Below are 23,793 nucleotides of genomic sequence, written 5' to 3' on the forward strand. Positions count from 1 at the left end.
CCATCAAAGACTCCACTGCCGACGGACTCGTGCCCCCGGTGAAGGGACCGATGCTCGACTGCGCCCGCGCCCTCCAGTTCTGCCGCAGCAAGGCCAAGGAGTGGAACCTCGACAAAACCAAGGTCGCCCTGTCTGGCGGCTCCGCCGGTGCCTGCACGAGCCTTTGGCTGGCCTTTCATGACGACCTGGCCGACCCCAAAAGCGCCGACCCGGTCGCCCGCGAGTCCACCCGCGTTCTCTGCGCCGCCGTCTCCGGTGCGCAGACCACGCTCGACCCTCACCAGATGCGCGAGTGGACGCCCAACAGCAAATACGGCTCCCACGCCTTCGGCATCTCCTGGGACGCGAAGAAGAAAATCGGGTCCTTCCAGATGTTCTACGACGCCCGCGAACGCATCCTGCCCTGGATCAAAGAATACTCGCCCTACGAACTCGTCACCCGTGGCGACCCGCCCGTCGGCCTCTACTACAGCGCCACGCCAAACCTCGGCCACGACGAAAAAGACCCTACCCACACCGCGAACTTCGGCGTGAAGCTCAAAGAACACTGCGACGCCCACCAAGTCCCCTGCGACCTCGTGTATCCCAGTGCCCCCAACGTGAAGCACGCCAACGACAACGACTACATCAAGGCCTATCTGCGACCCGAGCTGAAATGATGTCCGCCACACCAGCATTGCCACTGCCTGAAGAATGAAACGTTCCCTCGCTGCCCTCCTGTCGCTTGTCGCGCTCACGGCTTTGCTGCTCGCTTCGTGCGAACTCCAAGCAGCCGAGCCGCCGCACATTCTGATTCGCGAGGCGCTACAGTTTGAAAACATCGGCGACAGCGGGCGCGTGCCGGGAACGATTCGGCTGCTTTATCAGCACATCCCGGAGGCGACCGTCACACTCTGGCCATGGCAGCTTCATGAGCGCGAGCGGGAGATGTTAATGCGCGCGTTTCCAAAGCTGCACATCGCCGAGGGCGAGGTGGATGATGCGGGGAAGGCCTCCACGCCTGCTCTGGCCGTGGCATGGAAGGACGCGGACATCTTCATCACGCCGGCGCGTCATGCGAAGACGTTCCAGGCTTGGGCGAAGACGGGCAGGCCGTATGGCTTCTTCGGCTCGCACTTTGATCCCATCAGTGGCCGCACGACACTGCGGGACGGTGCCACGTTGGAGGAGTTGCGCGATGCGATTGCAAAGCTGCCAGCGAATCATTTCGACGGCCACTACAAGTCCCGCGAGGTCTATGATGGCGCGTCGTTCATCTTCGCCCGCGACACTTATTCGCTCCAGTATTTGCAGGGGCAAAAGTTGCGCACGCCAATCGTGGAGTTCGGCTTGGACGGCACCTTCGGCATCGCGGTGCGGGATGAAAAGCGGGCGCAGAGCTGGCTGAAGCGCATCGGCGTAGAGGACAGGAAGTTCATCTGCGTGCTGCCGCGTTTGCGCTACACGCCCTACTACCGCGTGAAGAATCTGCCGCGTGACCAGAGCGACTACGAGATCGATGCGATCAACGCCGAGCACGCCGCCCGCGATCATGCGCCGCTGCGCGACCTCATCACGCTCTGGGTGCGCGAGACGGGTTTAAAGGTGATTCTGTGTCCCGAGATGACCTATGAGATCGCGGTGTCGAAGGAGCACCTCTTTGATCCGCTGCCCGCCGACGTGAAACCCAACGTCATCTGGTGCGACACCTTCTGGCTCGCCGATGAGGCCGCCTCCGTCTATGCCCGCGCTGTCGCCGTGGTCAGCGCCGAGTGCCACTCGCCCATCATCGCCCTTTCCCAAGGCACGCCCGCCTTCTACGTGCGCAATCCTGCCGACACAGTAAAAGCCCAAGTGTTCCGCGACCTCGGCCTCACCGATTGGGTCTTCGAAAGCAGCCAAACCACCGGCCAGCAGCTCTGGGAGAAACTCAAGCCCATCCACGAAAACCGCGCCGCGGGTCGTGCGAAGGTGGACGCAGCGATGCAGCAAGCGGCGAGCATTCAGAAGCGGATGGTCGAGGTCATTGCCGATGCAGTCGGGAAGCATCGCTCCAAACAGTAGTGGCTGATTATTTAGCTGATTATGACTGATTCGCCCTACATGCTTGTTTTCCCGCTCAATGGCTTCAACGGTGCCCATCCCAAAGACCTGCTCCCCAGTCTCTTCAACCTCGGCCGCGATGAAATGCGACGCTAGCGAGTGCGTTGATTGAGAGGATACGAAAACCCAATCATGCAAAAGACGACCTCAGTATCATTCCTCATCACCACACTGCTGCTCGCTTCGCTGGCCACACTCCACGCCGCCGACACTCCGGCCACCTCCAAACCAGCCATACCACCCGAGTTCGTCGCCATCACGGATGATCCCAAGCTGCCGCGTGTGCTGCTGATGGGCGACTCGGTGTCCATCGCGTATGCGTTGGAGGTACGAAAGCTACTCGCGGGCGTTGCGAACGTGCATCGCGTGCCGGCCAACTGCGGCTCCACGAAAACGGCGCTCGGCTCGTATGGCCTCGTGCACTGGCTTCCTGATCCGAAGGAGAAGTGGGATGTCATTCACTTCAATCACGGCCTGCACGATCTCTCGTATCGATTCGCCGATGACAGCGACAAGAACGCCAAGGGCGAATACGCGTCACCCACGAACGGCGGAGATCAAAACGTGCCGCCTGAGGTCTATGAGAAGAATCTGCGCGGGATCATTGCGAGACTGAAGCAGACCGGCGCGAAGCTCATCTTCGCCAGCACCACACCTGTGCCGGAGAGCGATGCCGCAAAGTATGTGAAGGACTTCGAGCTGTCCTACAACGAAATCGCCAAACGCGTGATGACGGAAGAAGGCGTGACCTAGAATGACCTCTGGTCGCTCGTAAAGCCGCGTCAGGCCGAGTTGCAAGGCAAGCGCAACGTCCACTTCATGCCCAGCGGCTCGGCCGTGATGGCCAAACAAGTCGCGGAACACATCCGTGCGGCATTGGTGAAGGCCAAACCGTGATTTGCTGCCTTAAAGTCGGCAACAATGACTGAGCGGACAAAGCGTGCCCCTTGGCGACGTTAGCCTCATCTGTGTTTTCATCTCCTAAACCTTGCCTCATGCGCCTACTCACCGTTCTCGTCTGTTCCTTCGCCTTGGCGCTGTCAGCCATCGCTCAAATCGCGACGACGGATGTGGACGAGCCGGAGGACATGATCCTCGGGTTCCGGGGCAAGTCGAAGTATCAGATCATCGTGCCGGATGTGGCGGCGAATCCCACGGCGGAGTCGTCGGTGACGCGGGCGGCGGAGCTGTTGCAGCAGGCGTTTGCGGCCAATAAGATCACGCTGCCGGTGGTGAAGGAGTCGCAGGCTGAGGCGGGGCGTCCGGGTTTCTATGTCGGAGCGACGAAGTTCGCGGCAGCGAGTGGCGTGGAGGGGCGTCAGCTCAAGGGCTGGGGATTCGCGCACAAAGTGGTGGGGCGGAATGTGATCATCGTGGGCAATGACGAGCCAGATACGCTCGAAGGGAAACGCGCCATCCCGGGCTGGCGCACGGCGACGAAGGACCAATCGCTGCCATTCGAGGGCACGCTGTTTGGCACGGCGGAGTTTGTGCACCGCTTTGTGGGTGCGCGGTTTTTGTCGCCGGATGAATCAGGCACGACCTTCGTGCCGCAGTCGATCATTCATGTGCCGCCGACGCTCGATGTGCGCAGCGAGCCGCACTTCATCGAGCACGACATGCGCAATGGGCCGGAGTTGTTCTACACGGCGAATCATTGCCGACGCTTCACGCGTGTGTGGTCGCGTGGCGGGCATCAGCATCCGTCCGCGGTGCCGATTGCGGAATATGGGAAGACGCACCCCGAGTATTTCATCCTCACGGGCAATGTGCGGCAGCCGGAGGTCGGCGCGACGGACGGTCAGCTCTGCCTCTCGAACCCGGAGGTGCGCGAACTCATCTACAAGCACATCCTCGCGACTCTCGACAGCGGCTACGATGTCATCGAGCTGGGCCAGGCCGATGGTTTCCGTCCCTGCCAGTGCAAGGAATGCGAGGCGCTTTACGGCGTGAAGCCCACGACGAAACCGACCGACGGAATCGCTTTCAGCACCGACCGCGCCTGGGGAGAGAAGATCTGGATCATGCATCGCGATATGGCGCTCCGGTTGATGAAGGATCGTCCGGGGAAGAAGCTCATGATGACCGCCTACAGCATCTCGCGCGAGCCGCCGCAGACCTTCCATGAGTTCCCGGAGAACACCATCATCGAAATGATGAGCTCTGAGGAAGATTCCTTCGCCGCGTGGAAGCAGCTCAAGGTGCCAGGCGGCTTCTCGGCGTATCTTTACAACTGGGGAAACTTCCATCTCGTGGGCCTCACGCCACTCACCACCGTCTCGATGATCGCGGAGCAGAGTCGCCTGCTCGTGGAGAACAACGTGCGCATGGTGCAGGTGAATGGCAGCCCCGGCGCAGGCCAGTGGGGACTCGAAGGACCAAACATCTACGTGTATCTGCGTCTCGCCATCGATCCGAAGCGGCAGAGCGCGAACGAACTCTTCGACGAATACCTGCAGGCCGCCTTTCGCGAGTGCGAGAACCCGATGCGCCGCTTCTTCACCAATGTGCAGAGGCGCGTCGAGCTGTGGCGGGTGCTGCGAGAATATGCGTATCAGTCCGGACGCGATCCCATCTTCGCGCTCGGCACTCTTTGGCCACCGGACGTGATCAATTCACTCGAAGAAGACCTCGCCGCCGCAGAAGGCAGCGCCGAACTGCCCGAGGTGCGGCGCAGGCTCGACATCGTGCGCTACGAGTTCGATTTCCTGAAGCACCTCGCGCTCGTCATCAATGCCTGGCGCAATCATCAGGCGATGAATAACGTGGCCTCGCTCACGCAGTTGCTCGACGCGGTGGATGCGCGCAACGCCTTCATCGCCGGCGTGGCGAACGGCGACGCGAAGTATGCGAAGAAAAAGAACCCCGCGTATCGCTTCGCCGACGAAAAGAGTCTGAAGTATGCCGGGCGCTATTTGGAACGTGCTCCATTCAATTGGGACACCGCGAAGATGCGGGCGAATCCGGCGCAAATGATCCAGCAGAGCCAATCGCTCACCATCGAGCGTGCGACCGGGCCTTTGACGCTCGATTCACCCCGCTGGGAAAAGGCCGAGTCGCACCCGCTCATGCCCACCGATGCCGTCGTAACGAAGCTGCAAGCGTCCACGACCTTCCGCGTGCTCTGCGACGACTCGAATCTCTACATTCGCGTCAGCGGCGAGCAGCCAGCGAACAAGGCGACCTTCGCCGCCCGTGGCCACGATGCCGAGCTGTGGTTGCAGGAGAGCATCGTCGTCAATGTCTCGCCCATCGCCGATAAGAGCCGCTACTTCTACTTCGCCTACGAGCCGGAGCCGACGTCGTTCAACGAGGCCGAGCACGGCTTCATCGCCGACTACCTGCACCCGCGCTACGGCTGGAATGACGAAGGCTGGAACGGCGCGTGGACCTTTGAAACCAAGCTCATCCCGGCCAAGAACCGCTGGGAATCCCTGGCCGTCATCCCGTTTGAAACGATGCGCATCAAAGCACCCAAAACTGGCGACACCTGGTATCTCAACGTCGGTCGCGTGCACTTCACCGACTCCACTGACAAGAAGACCAACCGCGAATTCTCCGCCTGGACCAGCAAGCTCAACGCCTCCCGCATCCCCGGCGACGCGAGCTTTGGCAAAGCCACCTTCAAATGATCCGCCCATGACACGCCTCTCGCTCCTCGCCATCACGCTGGTTTTGCTCACCGCCTCGTCCCACGCGGTCGATTATCAGACACTCAGCGCCGTGAAGCGGCTCACGGCCGACAAACGCTACGACGAAGCCATTCAGAAGCTCGAGGCCCTCGCGGCGAAGACCGAGGAAGTCGGCGAGAACTTCCACTACCTCGACCTCGCCATGGACATCACCGTGAAGTCGCTCAAAAACGCGGACCGCTCCCTCGCGCTCGCCGCGCAGGTGAAAGACGCCGCTCATCGCGACTTTGCCAAGCTGCGCGTGCTCACTGACTTCCAGCGCTACGACGAAGCGCTCGCCTCCGTGCGCGAGGAAGCCATCGAAACCTGGCCGGTGCGCTGCCGTGGGCAAGCGCATGCCTTTCTCGCCGAAATCTACCACAAGAAGAAAGACGAAGCCGCCGAGCTCCGCCAATGGCAAAAGGCCGCCGAGGCCCCCGGAGCCGAAGTCAGCGTGCGTGGTCGCGCCCACCGCGAAGCCGCCGTGCACCAACTCAATCAAGGCGATACCGCCAAGGCCGAAGAGCACTTCCGCAAAGCTCTCGCCGTCACCCCCGCGAACTACGCCTGGCGCATCGAGAGCCTCGCCGGTCTCTCGCGCCTGCTCATCGACAGCAAACGCCCCAAAGAAGCCGTGAAAGCCTTTGAAGGCACTGACTTCAGCAAGATCGACCACATCACCAGCAAAGGCACCCTCCTCGAAGCCTACGCCCGCGCCCTGCTCGCCGCCGGGAAGAAGATCAAAGCCATCGAAACCTTCGACCAACTCCTCCAACTCAACCTCCCCGCCCCCTGGAAAGACCGCATCAACCAGGAACTCGATCAGATGGCGGAGGCGTTTTGATTCCAATCCATGACCGCCATGCTCACTGGCAGCTCTCTCCCGATTTTGCTCAGCCTTCTGCTTGTGGGCCTCTAAAAGCGATCCCCGTTGCTCGATCATAAAGAAACACTCGCTCGCTAGCTTTCCGCACCCCATGAACCGTCGTCGCCTTTTTCAACTCGCTACTTTGGCTCCTCTCGGAGCCGCGACGAGCCACGCTGCTTACTCGCCACTCCCGAGCACGGGCAAAGCACGCTTCACGCCGACGTTGAACGCGTATTCCTTCCTCGAACAGCTCAACGCGAACCTCGCGGACCCCACGACAGGCATTGACCTCTTCGGCGTCTGCGACTTCTGCGTGAAGCATGACATCGAGGCGGTGGACCTCACGGGCTACTTCTTCCCCGGCTATCCGAAAGCGCCGTCGAACGACTACATTGCCCGCATCAAGCGCTACACGCATGATCGCGGCATCACGGTCAGCGGCACGGGCGTGAAGAATGACTTCGCCACGGCGGATAAGGCCGTGCGTGCCGAGTGCGTGGCTTTGACGAAGCTGTGGATCGAAGTCGCCGCACGGCTCGGTGCGCCGGTGGTGCGCGTGTTTGCCGGCCCGCAGCAAAAGAACCCGAAGGACTGGCAAAGCGCCGCGGGTGGTGCCTCACGCGATGAGGTGGAGAAGTGGATGGCCGAGGCGCTGCGCGAGTGCGCCGAGCATGGCGAGAAGCATGGCGTCATCGTCGCTGTGCAGAATCACGGCGACTTCCTCAGCACCGGACCGGAGCACGTCAGCCTGCTGAAGCGCGTCGATCATACCTGGTGCGGTGCGCTCGTGGACACCGGCAAATACTTCACGGACGACCCGTATGCCGACATCGCGATGATGGTGCCGCATGCGGTGAACTGGCAGATCAAGGAAACCATCGGCAGCAGCCTCAAAACCCCGCCCACCGACTACAAGAAGCTCGCCAAGATCCTCCACGACGGCGACTATCGCGGCTTCGTGCCCATCGAAACCCTCGCCATGGGCCGCAAGGACTACGATCCCGCCGCCGAAGTCGTCAAAGTGCTCGCGGCGATGCGTGGGGCGATTGCCGAGTTGAAGTAACACGTCATTTTCATATCCTCTTCCAACCATGAAACTCATCGCCTTGCTCCTTAGTGCTCTCGTTTGCCCGATCTTTGCCGTCGAACCCATCCGCCTCCTCGTTTGGGATGAGCAGCAGCCGCAGCAAAAACCAGCGTATGGCGAGAAGTTCCTCGGCGAGACCATCGCCGCGCATTTGGAGAAGTTGCCCGGCCTTTCCGTGAAGTCCGCGCGTCTCGACGATGCGGAGCAAGGCCTGAGCGACGCAGCGCTCGATGCCACCGATGTGCTCATCTTCTGGTGCCATCGCCGCGTGAAGGATCAGGACGATGCCCGCATGGAAGCTGTGGTGAAGCGTGTGATGGAGGGGAAAATCGGATTCATCGGCCTGCACTCCGCGCATTGGGCGAAGCCGTTTGTGCGGCTCATGCAGGAGCGCTCAAAAGCCGATGCAATGAAGCAAGTGCCGGAGTCGGAGCGAGCGTCGGTGAAATGGGAGTTCGTGAACGACCAGCCCTATTACAAAGGCATCGGTCGCGCCGCACGCATCACGCCGTTTGTCGAAAAGTCGGAGGGCAACGTGTGGCGGCTCACCTTTCCGCAGTGCGTGTTCCCTGTGTATCGCAATGACGGAGCGCCAGGGCATCTCACGACGCTTTTGCCGCAGCATCCTATCGCCGCTGGATTGCCCGCGCAGTGGGACCTCCCGCAGACGGAGATGTATGGTGAGCCCTTCCACGTGCCCGCGCCGGACGAGGTCGTGTTCGAGGAGAAGTGGGACAAGGGCGAGCACTTCCGCAGCGGCTGCGTGTGGCAGGTAGGCAAAGGCCGCGTGTTCTACTTCCGGCCAGGTCACGAGACTTATCCGATCTACAAACAGGCTGAGCCGCTCCGCGTGGTGGAGAATGCGGTGCGGTGGCTTCTGGCAAAATGATGCCAGTGGGCAACGACGGTTTTAGCCGCAGCGTAAACGGCTTTTCCTTACTGTTGTCAGTAAAGATGTGAAATGCGGTGGGAGGCGGGTGTATTGCTCAGGCATGAAATCTCATCTCATCATCGCCGCCACGGGATGGCTCGCTCTGGCGTCAGCTTATTCCCAAATCATTGATGGACAGTTCGCGGTCACGTCCAATCTCAAGGTCGGTGTGGCGAAGGTGGACATCTCGCCGACTGACCTCACTGGCATCACGGTGGTGGGGCATCGGAGGGAGGTGACGGGCGTGCGTGATCCATTGCGAGCGGGCGTGCTCTTCCTTGATGATGGCGAAACGAAGGCTGCCATCGTGACGATGGACACCATTGGTGCTTGGGAGGAGATGGTGAAGCTCGCGCGCGCGGGCATCGAAAAGGAGACGGGGGTGCCGGCGGCGAACATCATGGTGTCGGCTTCGCACAATCACTCGGGGCCGGGTTATGTGGAGAACTTGCGGTGGGCGTCGGATTTGATCAAGAAGCTCACGGCGGCGGCGAAGGAGGCGGCGGGAAACATGCGCACGGTGAGCATCGGATATGGCGAGGACGCCATCAGCTTTGGGATCAATCGACGGAAGACCTACGATGGTCGCGCCGTGGTGAGTTTGAATCCCGATGGCCCAAATGATAAGCGCGTGAAGGTGCTGCGTTTCGATGACGGCAAGTCGCTCACGCCGATGGTGGTCATCATGCATGCGGTGTGTCATCCGTGCTTCTTCACCTGGGGTGACAAAGGCTCGCAGCCTTATCCCAAAGGCTACCCCAAGATGACAGCGGACTTTCCCGGCGAGGCGCAGACGTTTGTCGAGAGCGTCTATGCCCAGAAGACGAGCGTGATGTTCATGCAAGGTTGCGCGGGTGACATCCGGCCCAACTTGCCGGGCTATCCGTATCGCTGTGCGGACGAGGCTGACATCCAGTGGGCGGGCCGCGATCTCGGTGGTGCGGTGACGCGTGCGGCGGCATTCAGCGTGACACGCGAGCAGTTGAAGAAGCGCGAGTCGTTTTACCAAATCCGCGTGGCAAGTGAGGTGATCGATCTACCCGGCAAGGAAGGCCCGGTGCCCTCGGAGTTGATGGCGATGAAGGTCGGACCGTTCCTGTTTCTCACGATGCCCGGCGAGCCGATGGTCGAATACGGCTTCAAGCTTGAAAAGGCCATCGCCGATCGTGCGACGCCGATCATCGTCGGCTACTCGAACGGCAACATCGGCTACATCGCCACGGCGGATGCGCACAAGGTCGGCGGCTATGAGCCAAATCGCTCCGTCCTGTCGCCCGAGGCCGAGCCGATCATCCTGAAGCAACTCGGTGCGCTGGCGGACCGCGTCGTCGGTGATGTCTTCGAGTCATTCTCCAAGCATCCCAAGGACATGGTGAAGCGCGAGGCAGAGGAGAAGGCGCGGCTGGATGCTGCGAAGCAAATCAAGCCGTGACACGAACCAGCTGCCCAGCCCGAAGGAGCCCTCCTCACCCAATCCAAAGCACCGCAAGTCATCGCGCAGTTTGCCAGCGAAGACATTGCCAAGTGGCCCTTCTGGAAACGCGGCGACGGCTACCTTCTGCGAGGCCGCGCCCACCTCATCACCAAGAACACCAAGCAAGCCGAGGCCGACCTCACCCAGGCCCTCGAATGGCTCAGCGACGACCGCGCGCGCAAGGCCGCCGAGCAAGGGCTTCAGGCGCTGCAGGCGGTGAAATGAATGCCATCCGTCCGCCGGTGATAAGATACTGGTCATCTTGCGTGGTGATGGCCGCCTCGGCGCGAGGCGCATTGGCAGCGAAAGGCGCGTCTAGTGGATTCAAGCTACGATCTCCTTCAGCACTCCCGTGCTGTCGCCGTGACGCTCGGCTTCGATGCCGATGCCGTGGAGCAGGGTGAGCCAGGCATTGCACAAGGGGGTGTCCTTCGGGGCGACTATGTTGTGGCCGAGCTTGATGCCTGCGCCGCCGCCGGTGAGGAGCGTGGGGCAGTTGTCGAGATTGTGCTCGGTGCGGAGGTTGCTGCCGTAGGCGAGTGCGACGTTGTCGAAGAGGCGGCTGCCGTCGGGTTCCTTGGTGGCTTTGAGTTTGTCGATGAGTCCGGCGAGGAGTTCACTCTGCGTAAGGTCGCGCTGCTGCGAGGCGGCGAGCTTTTCGCCCATGGTGCTGTGGTAGTGGCTCATGTCATGCGGCGCGACCTTGATGCCGATGCTGGTGAGCAGCGTGCTCACAGGCTGGCGGTAGGTGAGCACGCGCGTGCTGTCCGTCTGCATGGCGGCGACCATGATGTCATACATGATCTTGATTTCCTCTTTGCCCGCGAGGCTGGGCGGTGGCTCGGCGAGCGTGGTTTTGGGCTGCGGCACGCCGATCCATTGCTCGTCTTTGCTGAGGCGGGTCTCGATGTCGCGGATGCCCTGGAAGTATTCGTCGAGCTTGGCGGTGTCGTGTTTGCCGAGACCGCGTTGCAGGTCGCGGGCGTTTTCCAGCACGGTGTCGAGAATGCTGCGCTGCTCGGCGAGCATGGCCTTCTGTTGCTCGATGGGGGTGGTGTCTTTTAGAAAGAGACGACGGTAGGCGGACAAGGGGCCGTTCTGTCCGGCGATGGGCTTGCCACTGATGTCCCACGCCATGGAGAGCCCTGGGCCATGCCCGGAAGCGTCGGCGCTTTCACTGCCATTGAGCTGGATGGAGCCAAAGCGTGTGTCGAGGCCAAGCTTTGCAGCAGCCACTTGGTCGGCGGAGATGCTGTTGTGCATGCTCTGTCCCGGTTCGGCAAAACGATTCGCGCCGGTGAGCCAGTAGGTGCTGCCTGCGTGCCCGCTGTTGGAGTATTTGTTCCAGAGTCCCTGCACGATGGTGAAGTCTGGCTTGTGTCGTGCGAGGGGTTTGAGTCCGTCTGGCAGGGTGTAGTCTGCGCCGGGTTGCTTGATGTCGGGGAACCAGCTTTCGGTGGTGATGCCCCAGCCGAAGCCGAGGAAGATCAGACGCTTCGGCGGTGCGGCGGACACAGCGGCGGAGGCGAAGCGGCGGAAGCCAAGTGATTCGAGCACCGGCAGCGCGATGACCGCGGTGCTGGATTGGAGGAAGTGGCGGCGGGTTTTCATCATATGGGTTCGGCTCGTGTGAATGGATCGTGTGGGCTTCGGAGTGTCGTCGGGGTTCAATCCGCGAGCGGCTTGATGAAGATGTTTTTGTATGTCAGCGGCGAGCCGTGGTTCTGGAAGCCGATGGGACCCTTGTCCTTCTTGCCCCAGTTTTTCGCGAATGCATCGAGTGTCTTCTCGCCGTTCAGGAGCACGGTGATGACGCCTTTCTCGACGCGAATTTCGTAGTTGTTCCATTCGCCCGCTGGTTTTGCGGCGCGCTTGAGCGGCGGCTGGTCGGGGTAAAGGCCGCCTGTGGTGCCGTTCCACATCGGGCGCGGTTCCTTGTCGGCGTCGTTGATTTCCACCTGCGTCGCACCGCCTCGGAGGAAGACTCCGCTGTTGCCATTGTTTGGCACTTTCCAGTCAATGAGCAGCACGAAGTTGCTGAAGTCTTCCGTGTGGAAAAGATCCGTGCCCTTGCCGTCATAGACGAGTTCGCCGTCCTTCACGCTCCAATGCGTGGGCGGCTGCTTCTTTTCTTTCCAGCCGGTGAGGTCTTTGCCGTTGAAAAGTGTGCGGAAGCCTTCGGGCGGCTCGTTGTCGGCGGCGAAGGCGACGTGGTTTGCAAGCGTTAGGGCGAGGAGGATGTGACGGATCATGGAGTGTTGGAGTATTGGATTTGTGGGGCGATGCGCAGTTCACTTCGCGTCGGCTTGCAGCCACGCGATGAGGTCGGCGACTTCGTCCGGATGGCAGGTGTTGATGAGGCCCGGGGGCATGAGGGAAACGGGGGAAACCTCGACTTTTTGAATATCCTTTCGCGCAAGGCTGCGGACATCGGAGGCGGTGAAAATGTTTTCCTGAATCTGCAAAGCGTCGGGGCCTTCGTTCACTTTGCGACCCACAAACACATCGCCGTTTTTCATCGTGACCTGTGTGGTGCCGTATTGGTCACTGATGGTCTTGCTCGGCTCGGTGATGTTCTCGATGAGCTCACGCAAACCAAACTTCTGCGCTGCGAGCGTGAGGTCGGGGCCGACCACGCCGCCCTCGGCTTTGAAAAGGTGGCACGCAAGACAGCCGGTCTCGCGGAACAAGGTCTTGCCGCGCTCGATGTTACGCTTGCCCTTCAGCAGCGGCTCCACTTCGGCGGCGAGTTCGTCGGTGCTCCAGTTTTTCACAAACAAGCGTGAGGCCACTGGCGGCGCTGGCTGCACCTCGGGCGGAGCACTGAGTAGTTTTTCGAGCGCGGTCTTTTCCTCGGGGCTGAGCGAGACGATGGCGTCGTTGCGGATGTCGGTGATGAACTTGGCGAGGTTGCCCGCTTTGTTGAACTCGGCACGCAGGAACCAGCGGAAGTAAATTTCACGGCTGCCTGCCGGCCATCCGCCGGAGACAAGGCGCAAGGCCGCGGCAAGGGCAATCTGCTCCTCTTGTGTGGGGGCTTTTTGGAAAAGGGGAAAGAGCTTCTGCGCTGCGAGCGGCGACTTCCAGCGCACGAGGAGCTGACCGGCCTCGATATTGAAACGGTTGTCGGTCGTCGGCAGGGCAGTGTGGAGCTTGTTCATCAATGTCGCACGTGCCGGTGCATCGGGATCGCCGAGCCTGATGGATGCGACTTGCAGTGCCCGGATGACATCGAGCTTGGTGGCCGACGGCTGTTTGGCCAGATCCATGGCGGCGAGCTTTTCAAACACCGCGCTCTTTGCGGAGGCGGTCTCGAGCCGTGACAGCGCCAGTGCGGACTGCACCACAGCCTGCGGAGCATCGAGCGAGAGGGCTTGCTTCTGCCATTCTGCCACCGGACGGAACTCGAGTAGTGTCCGGGCTGCGAAACGGATGAAGCGGTCTTCATGCGCGAGATTTGCCAGCGCGAGGTAAAGCGATTCGGCATCCGTGGAGTGATAGTTCTGCTCCAGACGATGCCGCAGCGCGCGCAGTTCATGCGCCTTCGGATCGCCCTTTGGCGGTGCCTCGGCGGTGCTCTCCTTGCCGGTGTAAGAGACGCGGAACAGACCACTGTAGCCCGTGCGGCTGCCGCCGGTGAAATACATGGTGCCGTCCTTCGGATTCACGGCGATGTCCGTCGGCTTCAGCCCGCGCCCCTCGACGAACACCTCCATGTTTGCCGAGTAGCTCGCGCCTTTCGCCTTCAAATGCACCGCGTAGAGCCGGCCATACGTCCAGTCGGCGATGTAGAGTGCCTCTTGGTATCTCACCGGAAATTTTCCGCCGTAGCCGAATGCCACGCCCGTGGGACTACCCTGCCCGACATTGAGCACCGGAGGCAGCGAGTCTGCGTAATCCTCCGGCCACTTTCCCGAGACACTGCGCCAGCCATACTCCGCGCCGTCCACGACATGGCACACACGGGTGGGCCGATACCATGGCGTGCCGAGATCCCACTCCATGTCGGCATCATAGGTGAAGAGTTCGCCATCGCGGTTGTAGGCAGCGTCATACTGATTGCGAAAACCTTCGGCGATGAGTGTCCACTCTTTGCCATCCGGCGACATGCGGCAGAAGTAGCCCGCCGGAGCGCCAGCCCCGAGCATGAATCCGTGGCCCTTGATCTTCGGCAGAGCGAGGTCGTCCTTCCAAATCGGCGGCACCTGATAGTGCTGATACTCGGTGGCGGAGGTGGCATTGCCACAGACCACGGTGATGCTTTTCCCATCGGGCGAAAGGATCAAGGCGTGCGGGCCGTGATCATTCATGCCGTGCAGCTTGCGCAGCAGTTCAACATTGTCGAAAACGTCGTCGCCATCCGTGTCGCGGACTCGATACACGCCTGAGCCCGCCTCATAGACGCCCTCCTGGCACACCATCACGTAGAGGCTGTCAAAGGCCCACAACAGGCCGTTGGCGTGGCCGACGGGGAGATTGATGGGTTCGATTTTCGTCGCCTTCGGGTCGCCGCCAATCGCCGGCACTGTCACGCGCACGAGCCGTCCGCCAGCGTCTGACGCGATGATGCGGCCCTTGCCATCGAAGCACATCGCCACCCACGAGCCCTCGTCCTCATCGAGCGCGTGGAGCCGCTCGACCTTGAAGCCCTCTGGCACTTTGAGGTCCTCCGCCGCCGTCACGGAGGGACGCAGCCGCACAAAAACATCGCCCTGTGGTGCAGTGTGTAATCGTGCAGCACCTTCGCAGGCTCGGCCTTGCCATTCACCACCACGCTCCACGCACCGTCCGTCTCCAGCCGCCGCCGCGTGCCATCCATGTCCGCGACGAGCATGCTCATCACCAACGAATCCGCACCACCGCTGCTCTTCGTCTCAAGCCGCAGCTTGTTCACACCCTTCACCGCCTGCTTTTTGAATTCGAAAACTTTCGGCCACTTCACATCGCTGTGTTCGCCCACGCTCTCACCATTCAGGGTCACCGTGCATGGAGCCGACGACATGAGCTTGATGCGAACCACCACCGGCGCGTTCGCGAGCTGGAACTCGCGCTCAAATACGAGCGTCGCATCCTTCGCAAGCGGCTGCGCGGAGCCAATCCAACTAAGCTTCGACGGTGCTGTGTTTAATGGCAGATCCTCCGCTGCTTTCGCCCCATGCGATTCGAACGCCAGCAGGAACACCAGCATTGGCAGGCCGAGGATTGCAGTGGCGGATTGGAGGAAGTGATAGCGTAATGTCATGGATGTGGCTTTTTTTTGAGGTGGAATGAACTCCGTTACTTGGTGTGAAACTCTTTGCTGCGGACCAGCGCGTGGATGAACTCGCGCAGGGCAAGGTCTTTCTTCCCCGAGGCGCGCAGCATGTCCTCAATGAGCGGCTCGTCGCGGAAACCACAGGCTCTGCCGAGTGCATACTCGATGAGAGCGGTGCTGAAGCCGTGGGCGAAGGCATCGGACTTGGAGGCGATGATGTCGCGCAGTTCGAAGTAGTTTTTGAATGCGGGACCTTTGTGGAGTGCGGCGCTCGCTTCGATGCTCCAGGTTTTCTTCGATTTCGGGTCGGGCTTGCCCTTGTCGTCGATCGCCATGTAGCTGTCCTCGGTGCGCCACTGACCGGCGGCGTCGAAGTTCTCCAAGCCAAAGCCGATGGGGTCGATTTTGCGATGGCAGCTTGCGCATTGCGCATCTTCCTGGTGCGCCAGTAATCGCTCGCGGGTGGTGAGCACTTTCCCAGCGAGGCGGGTGATCGCCGGAACATTCGCCGGTGCGGGCGGCGGCGGGTCGTCGAGGAGTTTGCGCAGCACCCAGGAACCGCGCTCGACGGGGCTGGTGCGCTCGCCATTGCCACCCATGAACTGGATGGCTGCCATGCCGAGCAATCCGCCGCGCGGCGAGCCTTTCGGCAGGGCCACTTTTTGGAAGGCATCCCCCTTTACGCCAGCAATGCCGTAGTAGTTCGCGAGCACGCTGTTGATGACTGCATAGTCGGCTTTCAGCAGGTCGCGCAGACTGCCATTGTGCCGCAGGAGATAGGCCAGGGTTTCATCCACCTCGTGCCGGGCGTCGATCTTCGTGCTGTTATCGAAGCGTGGATACTGCGACAGATTGATCTTGAAGAAATCAAACCGGTCCAGCCCCAGCCATTGGTGGGTGAAAGCGGTGAGGAAGTCTGCGGAGCGCGGATCATTCAGCAGCCGCTCGGTCTGCGCGGCGAGCACCTCCGGCTTCGTCAATTCACCGCGTTTGGCGAGATCACGCAGCGTGGCATCCGGCGGTGCGGACCAGAGGAAATAGGCGAGCCGCGTGGCGAGTTCCGCATCCGTGAGCGTGCGGTGTTTCTCATCTTTGGAAGTCTCCGCGAGGTAGATGAACATCGGCGATGCTAGCACGACGGAGAGCGTCTTCTTCAGCGCTGCGTCCGGCTTGTCGCCTGCTTTGCGGCGCACCTCGTAGAGTGTGAGCAGGCGCTCAATAAAGTGCGCGGGCGGCGGAGTCCCGCGAAAAGCCTCCAGGGCAAAGTGCTCCAAGGCAGCGCGCAACTCAGTCGTCGCAGGCGGTGGCGATTTGTCATCCAGCGGGATGCCCAGGGCGGCAATCCCTGGCGGCTTGGACTTGGCCGCGTCCGGCTTGCGCTCGATCTCGATCCAGTCCACCCACAGCGCAAAGTCCGGGCCGATGCCGTTGCTCTTCTTTGCTTCATCGCGCTTGCGAGCACCTTCGTAGTTGTCGTCCCAACTGCCTTTCTCGCGGAAGAACACCTTGCGACTTTCGTGAGTCGCATTGCCCCGGGTCATCGTCAGCGGGATCTCGATCACCTGCGGCGCGTCCATCGTGCCGGTGACGTGGTGCGTGCTGAGAACCTGCCCGTCGGAGCGGGGATCTCTGCCAAACTCCATGAACCGCCGTTCCGGCGGCGCATCCTTCTTTGCCCCAATGCGAACGCGCACGACATACTCCCCCACCGGCCAGTCGAACGGCACCAGCAGCTCGATGGAGTTCACGTTAATCACGCTATGATGCTGGGTGTGCGTGCCAAGCCAGGCACCCGTGTCCACAGTGGGATGCTGGAGATAAGACTGGTGATAAGTCAGCCACGATGCGGGCAGCTCTTCATGGACCAGATCGGCATCGTTTTCGTTGCCCTTGTTAAAGCAAAAGGAGCGGGGGCTTGGTGCACCCGGAATGCGAGCCCATTCGCGGCGGAAGCGGGAGTCCGTCTTCGTCTCCGCTTTGATCATGGTGACGATGGCCGCGTTTTCAGGCCGCGCCGCCGCTTCTTCCACGGCCTCAATCCACTTCTGCGCACGCTCCCTGGCATCGATCTGATGCGCCACATACTTCTGCACCAGTGGTGTCCATGCCTCCGCCTCGTAGTGCAGCTTTTTCTCCACGGCACCCGCAGCCTGCCGCTCAAAGGCCTCCGTCAATGCCTCGCGCCCGAGAGCCTGATATTGCTCAAACTGATTGCTCGACATGAAAAGGTTCGCCCCCGCCGTATCGAAGCCGCCTGAGGCCGTGTCCGGCGGCAGCTCGCTCACATTGATCTCCACGCCGAGCAGTTCACGCAGCGTGTTCCGGTATTCGCGCCGGTTCAGCCGTCGCATGGTGATGACGCCCTGCTGATCGCCCAGACTCCGCCGCGCCGCGACCATCACATGCGCCAAAGCATCCAGGAAGTTCGTCTTCGCCACGCCATCCGGCTGCTTTTCATCCTCCGGTGGCATGTCGCCCGAGTTCATCTGATTGAGCACCTTCTGCCAGCGCTCGGCTGATTCCAGCGTGGTGATGGTGAACGGCAGATCGTCCACGCGGAACTTCCCCTTCTGCTTCTCCGCATCGTGGCATTTCACGCAGTAGTCCTTCAGCAAGGCCTGGTGCTGAGGATTCATCACCGCATGCGGAGCCTCCTCTGCGGCGAGCGCCAAAGAGTGAGCCAGCAGCAAAGCAGCGATGGATGAGAAAACGTGTTTCATCGGGATCATGGTCAAAAGCTCGGGAACAATTTGGAGGCTCATCACGGTAGCGGTGGGCGGTGAGTGAGCGACACGCGGACATCATCGACAAACAATCCCGCAAACTCACGGGGCTGCGGTGCTTGTGGGCCGTGCGGATCAAGCAAGGAGAGATGCACGAGAAGGAAACGCGTGCCGGGTGGCAGCCGCAGTTCACTGCGCACCACCTCCCATGAATCGCGCGTGGTTTCGAGCCGCGCATTCCGCACCGCAGTCGCCAGAATTGACATGCCAGAGCGCAGTGTGCCACCAGCCGCCGCAGCCTGCGCAAGCTCGCCCATCTCCATGAGCTCCAGTCGTTCATCCGGCGTCGGCAGAGCATCCAGCGCATGAATCGTAATGCCGCAAAGAGCACGGCCGCGAACGTCTTGAGGCAGAGAAAAGAAGCGTGACTCCACAGAAACGCAGGCATCTCCACGCGCCACGTCGTATTCCGCGTCCCGCACGTCGATGATGCGGAAAACATCACCGACGTAGCCATCCCGCCCCGGCTTGCCCTCATAGTCCGCCCGCAGAAAGCGCAGCATCTTCGCGCCGTCCGCCGGCTTCACGCTTCGATACTCACCCACCACCTCCGAGTAGTCGCCACTCCACTGACCTGCCTCGACCGGAATGCCAGTCACCAACGGAGCAGGCCCGGACTCAAAGCTCTCTTGCAACAGTGTGATCACTTTCCCCAGCGAAGGCACGGCATAGGCAAACACTACCGACGTGCAAAACATCCCCAACACAATCCCAGCCGCCGCCGCCGCGAGCGGACGCCAGGAAAGCCAGTTCGTCCATTTTCTCGTCTGTGATGTCACCATCGTGTCCATCTTTTGCGCCAGCTTCAGCATGGAGGTGCGCGGGGCCTCGGGGAGGGCGGCTTCCTCTTCATCTTGCACCCACGCGAGACGCGCTGATTCCCGGGCGAGGCCATGCACCTCGGCGAGTTCCCAAAAACGCCGCCGGGCGGAGGCGGACTCGAGCATTAAAGATTCAAACTCCGCGAGTTCGCTCTCGGTGAGCGAGTCATCGAGGTGGCCGTGAATGAGATGATCCCAATGCGGTTCGTTCATGGTGTGCGGGCGATGTTGAGTTGGCGATCCATGCACTCGCGCAGCGTCACTCGGGCCTTGGCGAGGGAAACGTTGATGGAGTTCACACTGCGGGCGAGCATCTGGGCGATCTCGCCAGGCCCGTGCTCGTGCTGGTAGCGGAGTTGCATGATTTCCCGCGCCTTGGGGGCTAGCTGCGCCATGCACTGAGCGAGGGCATTCAGCTTCCGGTCCGTGGCGAAGTCCTCTGGGCACGCGGCCTGCAATGCCTCCAGCACCTCCGGCTTGATCATTGTGTGTGCCTTTCTGCGCCGCGCCGTCATGACTTCGTAGCGCGCGATGGTCCGCGCCCAGGAGAGGAAATTGGACTCCGGCTGAAACTCCGCCGCCTTCCGCGTGATGACCAGAAAGACCTCCTGCATCACATCATCCGCCTCCGCAAAGTCCGGCCACAAGGCGAGCACGAACGCCTTCAATGCGCCCTGATGCCGCACGAAGAGCTGCTGCACCTGGAGGGTATGTTCTTCACTGTTTGCCATTCACCTTATCCACGTCATAGCGGCGCGAAAACTTATCCAACTAATTTTCAAAACGAAGACCGGACTGCTTCGGCGTGTCGGAGGCGATGATGACATCGGAAACAGCACGCTGGATGGCTTCGGATTCGATGGACATGCGTAGGGTTGTCCGGTGAACGGCTGAAACATGGGCCATCTATTTTTGGGAAGATGTTGCCAGACCAGAAGGCGCGGTCAACGGAGCCGCTGATGAGTTGGACTTCCAGCGTCGTCCTTTAGCCGGAGCGTAAACAGCTTTACATAAATAGTCGGAGGAAGCCCGTGAAAGTGTGGGCGCGATGACTGTATCCTATGGGACGCTATTTTCACAAAAGTCCGCCGAACTCATGACGCATCCCACAACCCCCACGAACATCCGCCATCGCATCATCGGCGTGACGATGCTGATGGCGTTCATCCTGTATCTCGACCGCATCTGCATGGGCGAGATCGTGAAGTCGGTGTCGTTCAACAATGACCTCAAGCTCACGGATGAACAAATCGGGCATGTCCTGGGCTCGTTCTTCTTCACGTATGCGCTGTTCCAGGTGCCCGCTGGTTGGGCGAGTGATCGTTTTGGCGCGCGGCCGATGCTGACGATCTACATCGTGCTGTGGTCGCTGTTCACGGCGATGACGGGCTTTGTCACGGGCTTTGTGGGTCTGCTCGTGGCTCGTTTGCTGTGCGGGGTGGCGGAGGCGGGGGCTTATCCGACGTCGATGGCGTTGATTCGTAAATGGATCCCGCTCACGGGTCGTGCGCGGGCCAGTGGGATGGTGGCGCTGGGAGGTCGCATCGGCGGGGCGCTTGCGCCGTTTCTTACCATCTGGCTTATCGTAACGATGGGGAACTGGCGCACGTCGCTGTGGATCGATGGAGCGGTTGGATTGGTGATTGCGGTCATCTTTTGGAAAGTGGTGCGCTCGAATCCGCATGAGCATCCGCAGGTCAACGCGGCGGAGTTGGAGCTGATCGGCAGGCCGCAGGGCGAGAAGCCATTGAGTGCGCGTGAACTCAAAAGCGCGCTGTGGGCCTTCACCAAAAGCCGCAGCCTGTGGTGCAATTCCGCCGCGCAGATGCTGCAAAACATCGGCTGGGGATTCCTGGTGACTTGGCTGCCGACTTATCTCGTGAAAGAGCGCGGCGTGGGGGAGATCGAAGGCGGGAAGATGCTCACCTATGTGCTCGCGTTTGGCATGCTGGGGCAGATCGTGGGTGGTTACTACTGCGACTGGGCCACGAGGCGTTTCGGCCTGCGCTGGGGGCGCTTGCTGCCGATGACCAGCTCGATGTTCGTCTGCGCCGCAGCGTATGTGTGCTGCCCGTTTGTTGAATCAACATGGACGCTCGTCGCGTGCTGCGCGGTCGTTTCATTCTGCACCGATCTGGCCAATCCCGCGCTCTGGGCCTTCATGGGTGATGTCGGTGGTCGCGCCACTGCCGCTGCGGGTGGCTGGGGAAATATGTGGGGCAACTTCGGTGCTAGCGCTGGTGCCATGCTCATCCCCTGGCTGATGAAACTTGGCGGCGGCGATGGCAAGACGCTCGTCTTCTTCACCCTCGCCGGAGCCTTCATCCTCGCCGGCCTCATCGTGCTGCCGATGGACGCGACGAAGAAGCTGATTCCAGATGAACCTTGATATTCCCACGGATTCAGGACGACCACGGATTGGAATACAGGATCAGAAAGTCGTGGTCGTCCTGAATCCGTGGCACATCTTGACCTCACTCACCCTATGATCCGACTCTCACCTCTTATTCTGTGGCTCAGCATGACGGCGCAGCTACTCGCTGCTCAGAAGCTCAATGACTTCCAGCGCATCGTCATCGCTGATGATGCAAACCCAGTGCAGCGGGCCGCAGCGAACGAATTGGCGCTTTATGTCGGCAAGATCGCGGCGCGAAAGTTAGAAGTGATCAAAACGAGCAAGCTGGCCGCTGATGCTCCGGGCTTGTCGTTCTTCGTGGGCGATGGTGCTGCGGAGAATGCCCTCGGAGCCTCACCGAAGCCTTGGAAAACGGAGGAATGGATGCTGCGGTCTGTGCCGCGTGGCCTCGTGGTCGCAGGTGATGATGGCGTGGGTGATCCGTGGTCCATCAGCACGGCGGCGGGGAGCATGTTGGCGGTTTATACCTTGTTGGAGGATCATCTCGGCGTGCGCTGGTTTTGGCCGGGTGAGTTTGGTGAGCATGTGCCTATGAATGCCGATGCGCAGATGCCAGGGCTCGACGAACGACGCCAACCCTCGTTTGAGATTCGGTCGGTGCAGCTCGGCTATTCGAGCATTTATCACACCAAGGTCTTTTCAGATGCCGCCAAGCGCTGGGCACGACGAGCGAGGCTGGGTTGGGTGAAGTCAGCGGTGTTTGGGCACAGTTGGGAGGTCGCGTTTGATTTGCGCAAAGGCGAATCCTTCAAGCAGCACCCGGAGTGGTTCGCGCTCGTCAATGGCGTGCGCAGGCCGCCGCAGATGTGCACCACGCACCCCGAGGTCATCGCGCGCATGGTGGACTACGTGCTGGCGGGCAAGCAAGACATCATGAACATCTCGCCGAGTGATGGCGGTGGCTTCTGCGAGTGCGAGCGCTGTCAGGCACTCGATGTGCCCGGCGTGCTGGCGTATGACAAAAAGCACGTCCAGCTCAGCGATCGCATCTTCACCTATGCCAACGAGATCGCCCGCCGCGTGCGCGAGAAAAACCCAGCCAAGAGCTGCGGCATGTTCGCCTACACCTATTACAACAAGCCCCCCGTGAAGATCGCCAAACTGGAGCCGAACCTGTATCTCTCGTTCGTCTATCAAAGTGCCGCGCATCGTGATCCCGAGAATCTGCGCGAGTGGCGCGAGTCCGTCTCTGGCTGGCAGAAGCTCGGAGCCAAGATGGTGGTGCGTGAGGGCTGGGGCAATCATTACTACCACGACATGGCCTTCATCCATGATCGACAAATCATCGCGAACCTCGCCGAAGCGAGCCGTCTCGGTTTCGTCGCCGCGTATGGCGAAGGCAGTAAATCATTCGCCACCATGGCCCCAAACTTCTGGGCCATCACGCACATGATGTGGGACCCGAAACGCGACACCACGAAGGTGATGCCCGACTTCTACCAATCAGCCTACGGACCCGTCGCCACGGAGATGGAAGCCTTCTTCGAAGCCTACAGTCACGCGCTGGACACCAACTGGTCCAAGCGGGATCGCGTCGTGGATGCCACCGGCATCGCGTATGCCAATGTCATCGCCGCCTGGGGGAAGCTCATCCCCAGCGAGGCCATCGCAGAAGCCGAAAAGCAACTGCAAGCCGCTGAAGCCAAGGCGCCCGCAGGCGAATACGCCAACCGCGTGAAGTTCCACCGCTTCGGCCATGACTACACGAAGCTCATGCTCCAACTGCTCGCGAACTACAAGCAACTCAGCGAACTCGGCGTGAAGATGGAGTTCACTTCAACTGTGAAAACTACTCGCGACGATCCCGCCGCACGCGATGCCTTGTTGAAGCAAACCTACGACCTCGGTGAGCAACGCGAGCAAATGCTCCTCGCCCACCGCGACTGGGCCGGCCCCGACGAAGGCCTCTACGCCTTCACCAACGACAGCCATATCCGCCAATGGCACACCAACGTGAAACGCGCCCTCGACATCAACAAACCAAGCGCACTGACAAAGCAGACCTTGAGTGGAAAGGAGGGCGAGTGAATAGAGAAAAGTGGTCCGCACAGTCCTCTGTGCGACGCGAACGTTCACTGACTCAGAACCGCACAGAGGACTGTGCGGACCACCTTTCTATGCCCCGCTCCCTCCTTCTCCATCTGTGGCTTCTCTTCATCTGCGTCTCCGCATTCGCACAGGAGCGCGTGTCGTGGACGACCTCGCGCATCCATGGCACGCCGGAGCCACCACCGCCTTATGTCGTTGAGCGACTCTACCCGGAGTTGACCTTCATGAAGCCGTTGGATGTCACGCCGTTGCCGGGCAGTGATCGGTTGATCGTGCTGGAGGAAACGGGGCGGATGTTTTCCTTCGTTCCTGGCTCCGACAAATCGGATCTCTTTGGCGAACTCGGCGAGTTTGATC

The 23,793-nt window shown here is 60.9% G+C and carries 18 protein-coding genes; 11 read left to right on the top strand and 7 right to left on the bottom strand.

Annotation, left to right across the window (positions count from 1 at the left end; genetic code table 11):
- The 8 genes from ACKVY0_RS20785 to ACKVY0_RS20820 all read left to right on the top strand — a co-directional run.
- Nucleotides 1-659: alpha/beta hydrolase (locus ACKVY0_RS20785; RefSeq protein WP_409216764.1), on the top strand; the 659-nt coding region annotated here is incomplete at its 5' end.
- A 34-nt stretch (nucleotides 660-693) separates the two neighbouring features.
- Entirely contained in the window at nucleotides 694-2,043 is a 1,350-nt protein-coding gene (locus tag ACKVY0_RS20790) for a polysaccharide pyruvyl transferase family protein (RefSeq protein WP_409216765.1), read from the top strand.
- Nucleotides 2,044-2,214: 171 nt separating this feature from the next.
- Entirely contained in the window at nucleotides 2,215-2,835 is a 621-nt protein-coding gene (locus ACKVY0_RS20795; RefSeq protein WP_409216766.1) for an SGNH/GDSL hydrolase family protein, read from the top strand.
- A 242-nt stretch (nucleotides 2,836-3,077) separates the two neighbouring features.
- A complete protein-coding gene (locus ACKVY0_RS20800; RefSeq protein WP_409216767.1) occupies nucleotides 3,078-5,714 on the top strand; it encodes a DUF4838 domain-containing protein in 2,637 nt (878 codons plus the stop codon).
- Between the two features lie 7 nt (nucleotides 5,715-5,721).
- Entirely contained in the window at nucleotides 5,722-6,597 is an 876-nt protein-coding gene (locus ACKVY0_RS20805; RefSeq protein WP_409216768.1) for a hypothetical protein, read from the top strand.
- 133 nt (nucleotides 6,598-6,730) lie between these two features.
- Nucleotides 6,731-7,684 (top strand): sugar phosphate isomerase/epimerase family protein, encoded by a 954-nt coding sequence (locus ACKVY0_RS20810; RefSeq protein WP_409216769.1) that lies wholly within the window; start codon nucleotides 6,731-6,733, stop codon nucleotides 7,682-7,684.
- Nucleotides 7,685-7,712: 28 nt separating this feature from the next.
- Complete coding sequence (locus ACKVY0_RS20815; RefSeq protein ID WP_409216770.1) at nucleotides 7,713-8,597, top strand: ThuA domain-containing protein; 885 nt, start codon at nucleotides 7,713-7,715, stop codon at nucleotides 8,595-8,597.
- A gap of 103 nt (nucleotides 8,598-8,700) precedes the next feature.
- Nucleotides 8,701-10,071 carry a hypothetical protein gene (locus tag ACKVY0_RS20820; RefSeq protein ID WP_409216771.1) on the top strand — a complete coding sequence of 457 codons (1,371 nt, stop codon included), beginning with the start codon at nucleotides 8,701-8,703 and terminating at the stop codon, nucleotides 10,069-10,071.
- A gap of 366 nt (nucleotides 10,072-10,437) precedes the next feature.
- Here the strand turns inward: ACKVY0_RS20820 and ACKVY0_RS20825 are convergent, their stop codons facing one another.
- The 7 genes from ACKVY0_RS20825 to ACKVY0_RS20855 are packed head-to-tail and all read right to left on the bottom strand — an operon-like array spanning nucleotide 10,438 to nucleotide 19,702.
- Nucleotides 10,438-11,724, bottom strand: coding sequence for a DUF1552 domain-containing protein (locus ACKVY0_RS20825; RefSeq protein ID WP_409216772.1), 1,287 nt, complete (start codon nucleotides 11,722-11,724; stop codon nucleotides 10,438-10,440).
- Between the two features lie 56 nt (nucleotides 11,725-11,780).
- Nucleotides 11,781-12,365: a DUF1080 domain-containing protein gene (locus ACKVY0_RS20830; protein WP_409216773.1), complete on the bottom strand. Its 585-nt coding sequence runs from the start codon at nucleotides 12,363-12,365 to the stop codon at nucleotides 11,781-11,783.
- A 39-nt stretch (nucleotides 12,366-12,404) separates the two neighbouring features.
- Nucleotides 12,405-14,813 (bottom strand): c-type cytochrome, encoded by a 2,409-nt coding sequence (locus tag ACKVY0_RS20835; protein WP_409216774.1) that lies wholly within the window; start codon nucleotides 14,811-14,813, stop codon nucleotides 12,405-12,407.
- The gene (locus ACKVY0_RS20840; protein ID WP_409216775.1) at nucleotides 14,792-15,355 is read right to left on the bottom strand and encodes a hypothetical protein; all 564 of its coding nucleotides are present in this window, start codon (nucleotides 15,353-15,355) and stop codon (nucleotides 14,792-14,794) included. The genes ACKVY0_RS20835 and ACKVY0_RS20840 overlap by 22 nt, the downstream gene beginning before the upstream one ends.
- Before the next feature lie 35 nt (nucleotides 15,356-15,390).
- Nucleotides 15,391-18,129 carry a DUF1592 domain-containing protein gene (locus ACKVY0_RS20845; RefSeq protein ID WP_409216776.1) on the bottom strand — a complete coding sequence of 913 codons (2,739 nt, stop codon included), beginning with the start codon at nucleotides 18,127-18,129 and terminating at the stop codon, nucleotides 15,391-15,393.
- On the bottom strand, nucleotides 18,129-19,184 hold the full coding sequence (locus ACKVY0_RS20850; RefSeq protein WP_409216777.1) for a hypothetical protein: 1,056 nt from the start codon (nucleotides 19,182-19,184) through the stop codon (nucleotides 18,129-18,131). The genes ACKVY0_RS20845 and ACKVY0_RS20850 overlap by 1 nt, the downstream gene beginning before the upstream one ends.
- Nucleotides 19,181-19,702, bottom strand: a complete 522-nt coding sequence (locus ACKVY0_RS20855) for a sigma-70 family RNA polymerase sigma factor (RefSeq protein WP_409216778.1) — start codon at nucleotides 19,700-19,702, stop codon at nucleotides 19,181-19,183. The genes ACKVY0_RS20850 and ACKVY0_RS20855 overlap by 4 nt, the downstream gene beginning before the upstream one ends.
- Before the next feature lie 365 nt (nucleotides 19,703-20,067).
- On the opposite strand from ACKVY0_RS20855, the gene ACKVY0_RS20860 reads away from it, so the two are divergent.
- The 3 genes from ACKVY0_RS20860 to ACKVY0_RS20870 all read left to right on the top strand — a co-directional run.
- A complete protein-coding gene (locus tag ACKVY0_RS20860) occupies nucleotides 20,068-21,360 on the top strand; it encodes an MFS transporter (protein ID WP_409216779.1) in 1,293 nt (430 codons plus the stop codon).
- A gap of 96 nt (nucleotides 21,361-21,456) precedes the next feature.
- The gene (locus tag ACKVY0_RS20865; protein ID WP_409216780.1) at nucleotides 21,457-23,415 is read left to right on the top strand and encodes a DUF4838 domain-containing protein; all 1,959 of its coding nucleotides are present in this window, start codon (nucleotides 21,457-21,459) and stop codon (nucleotides 23,413-23,415) included.
- Nucleotides 23,416-23,504: 89 nt separating this feature from the next.
- Nucleotides 23,505-23,793 (top strand): hypothetical protein (locus ACKVY0_RS20870; protein WP_409216781.1); only part of this gene is annotated, 289 nt, incomplete at its 3' end.

This window comes from Prosthecobacter sp., from assembly GCF_046154365.1.
GTDB lineage: Bacteria > Verrucomicrobiota > Verrucomicrobiia > Verrucomicrobiales > Verrucomicrobiaceae > Prosthecobacter.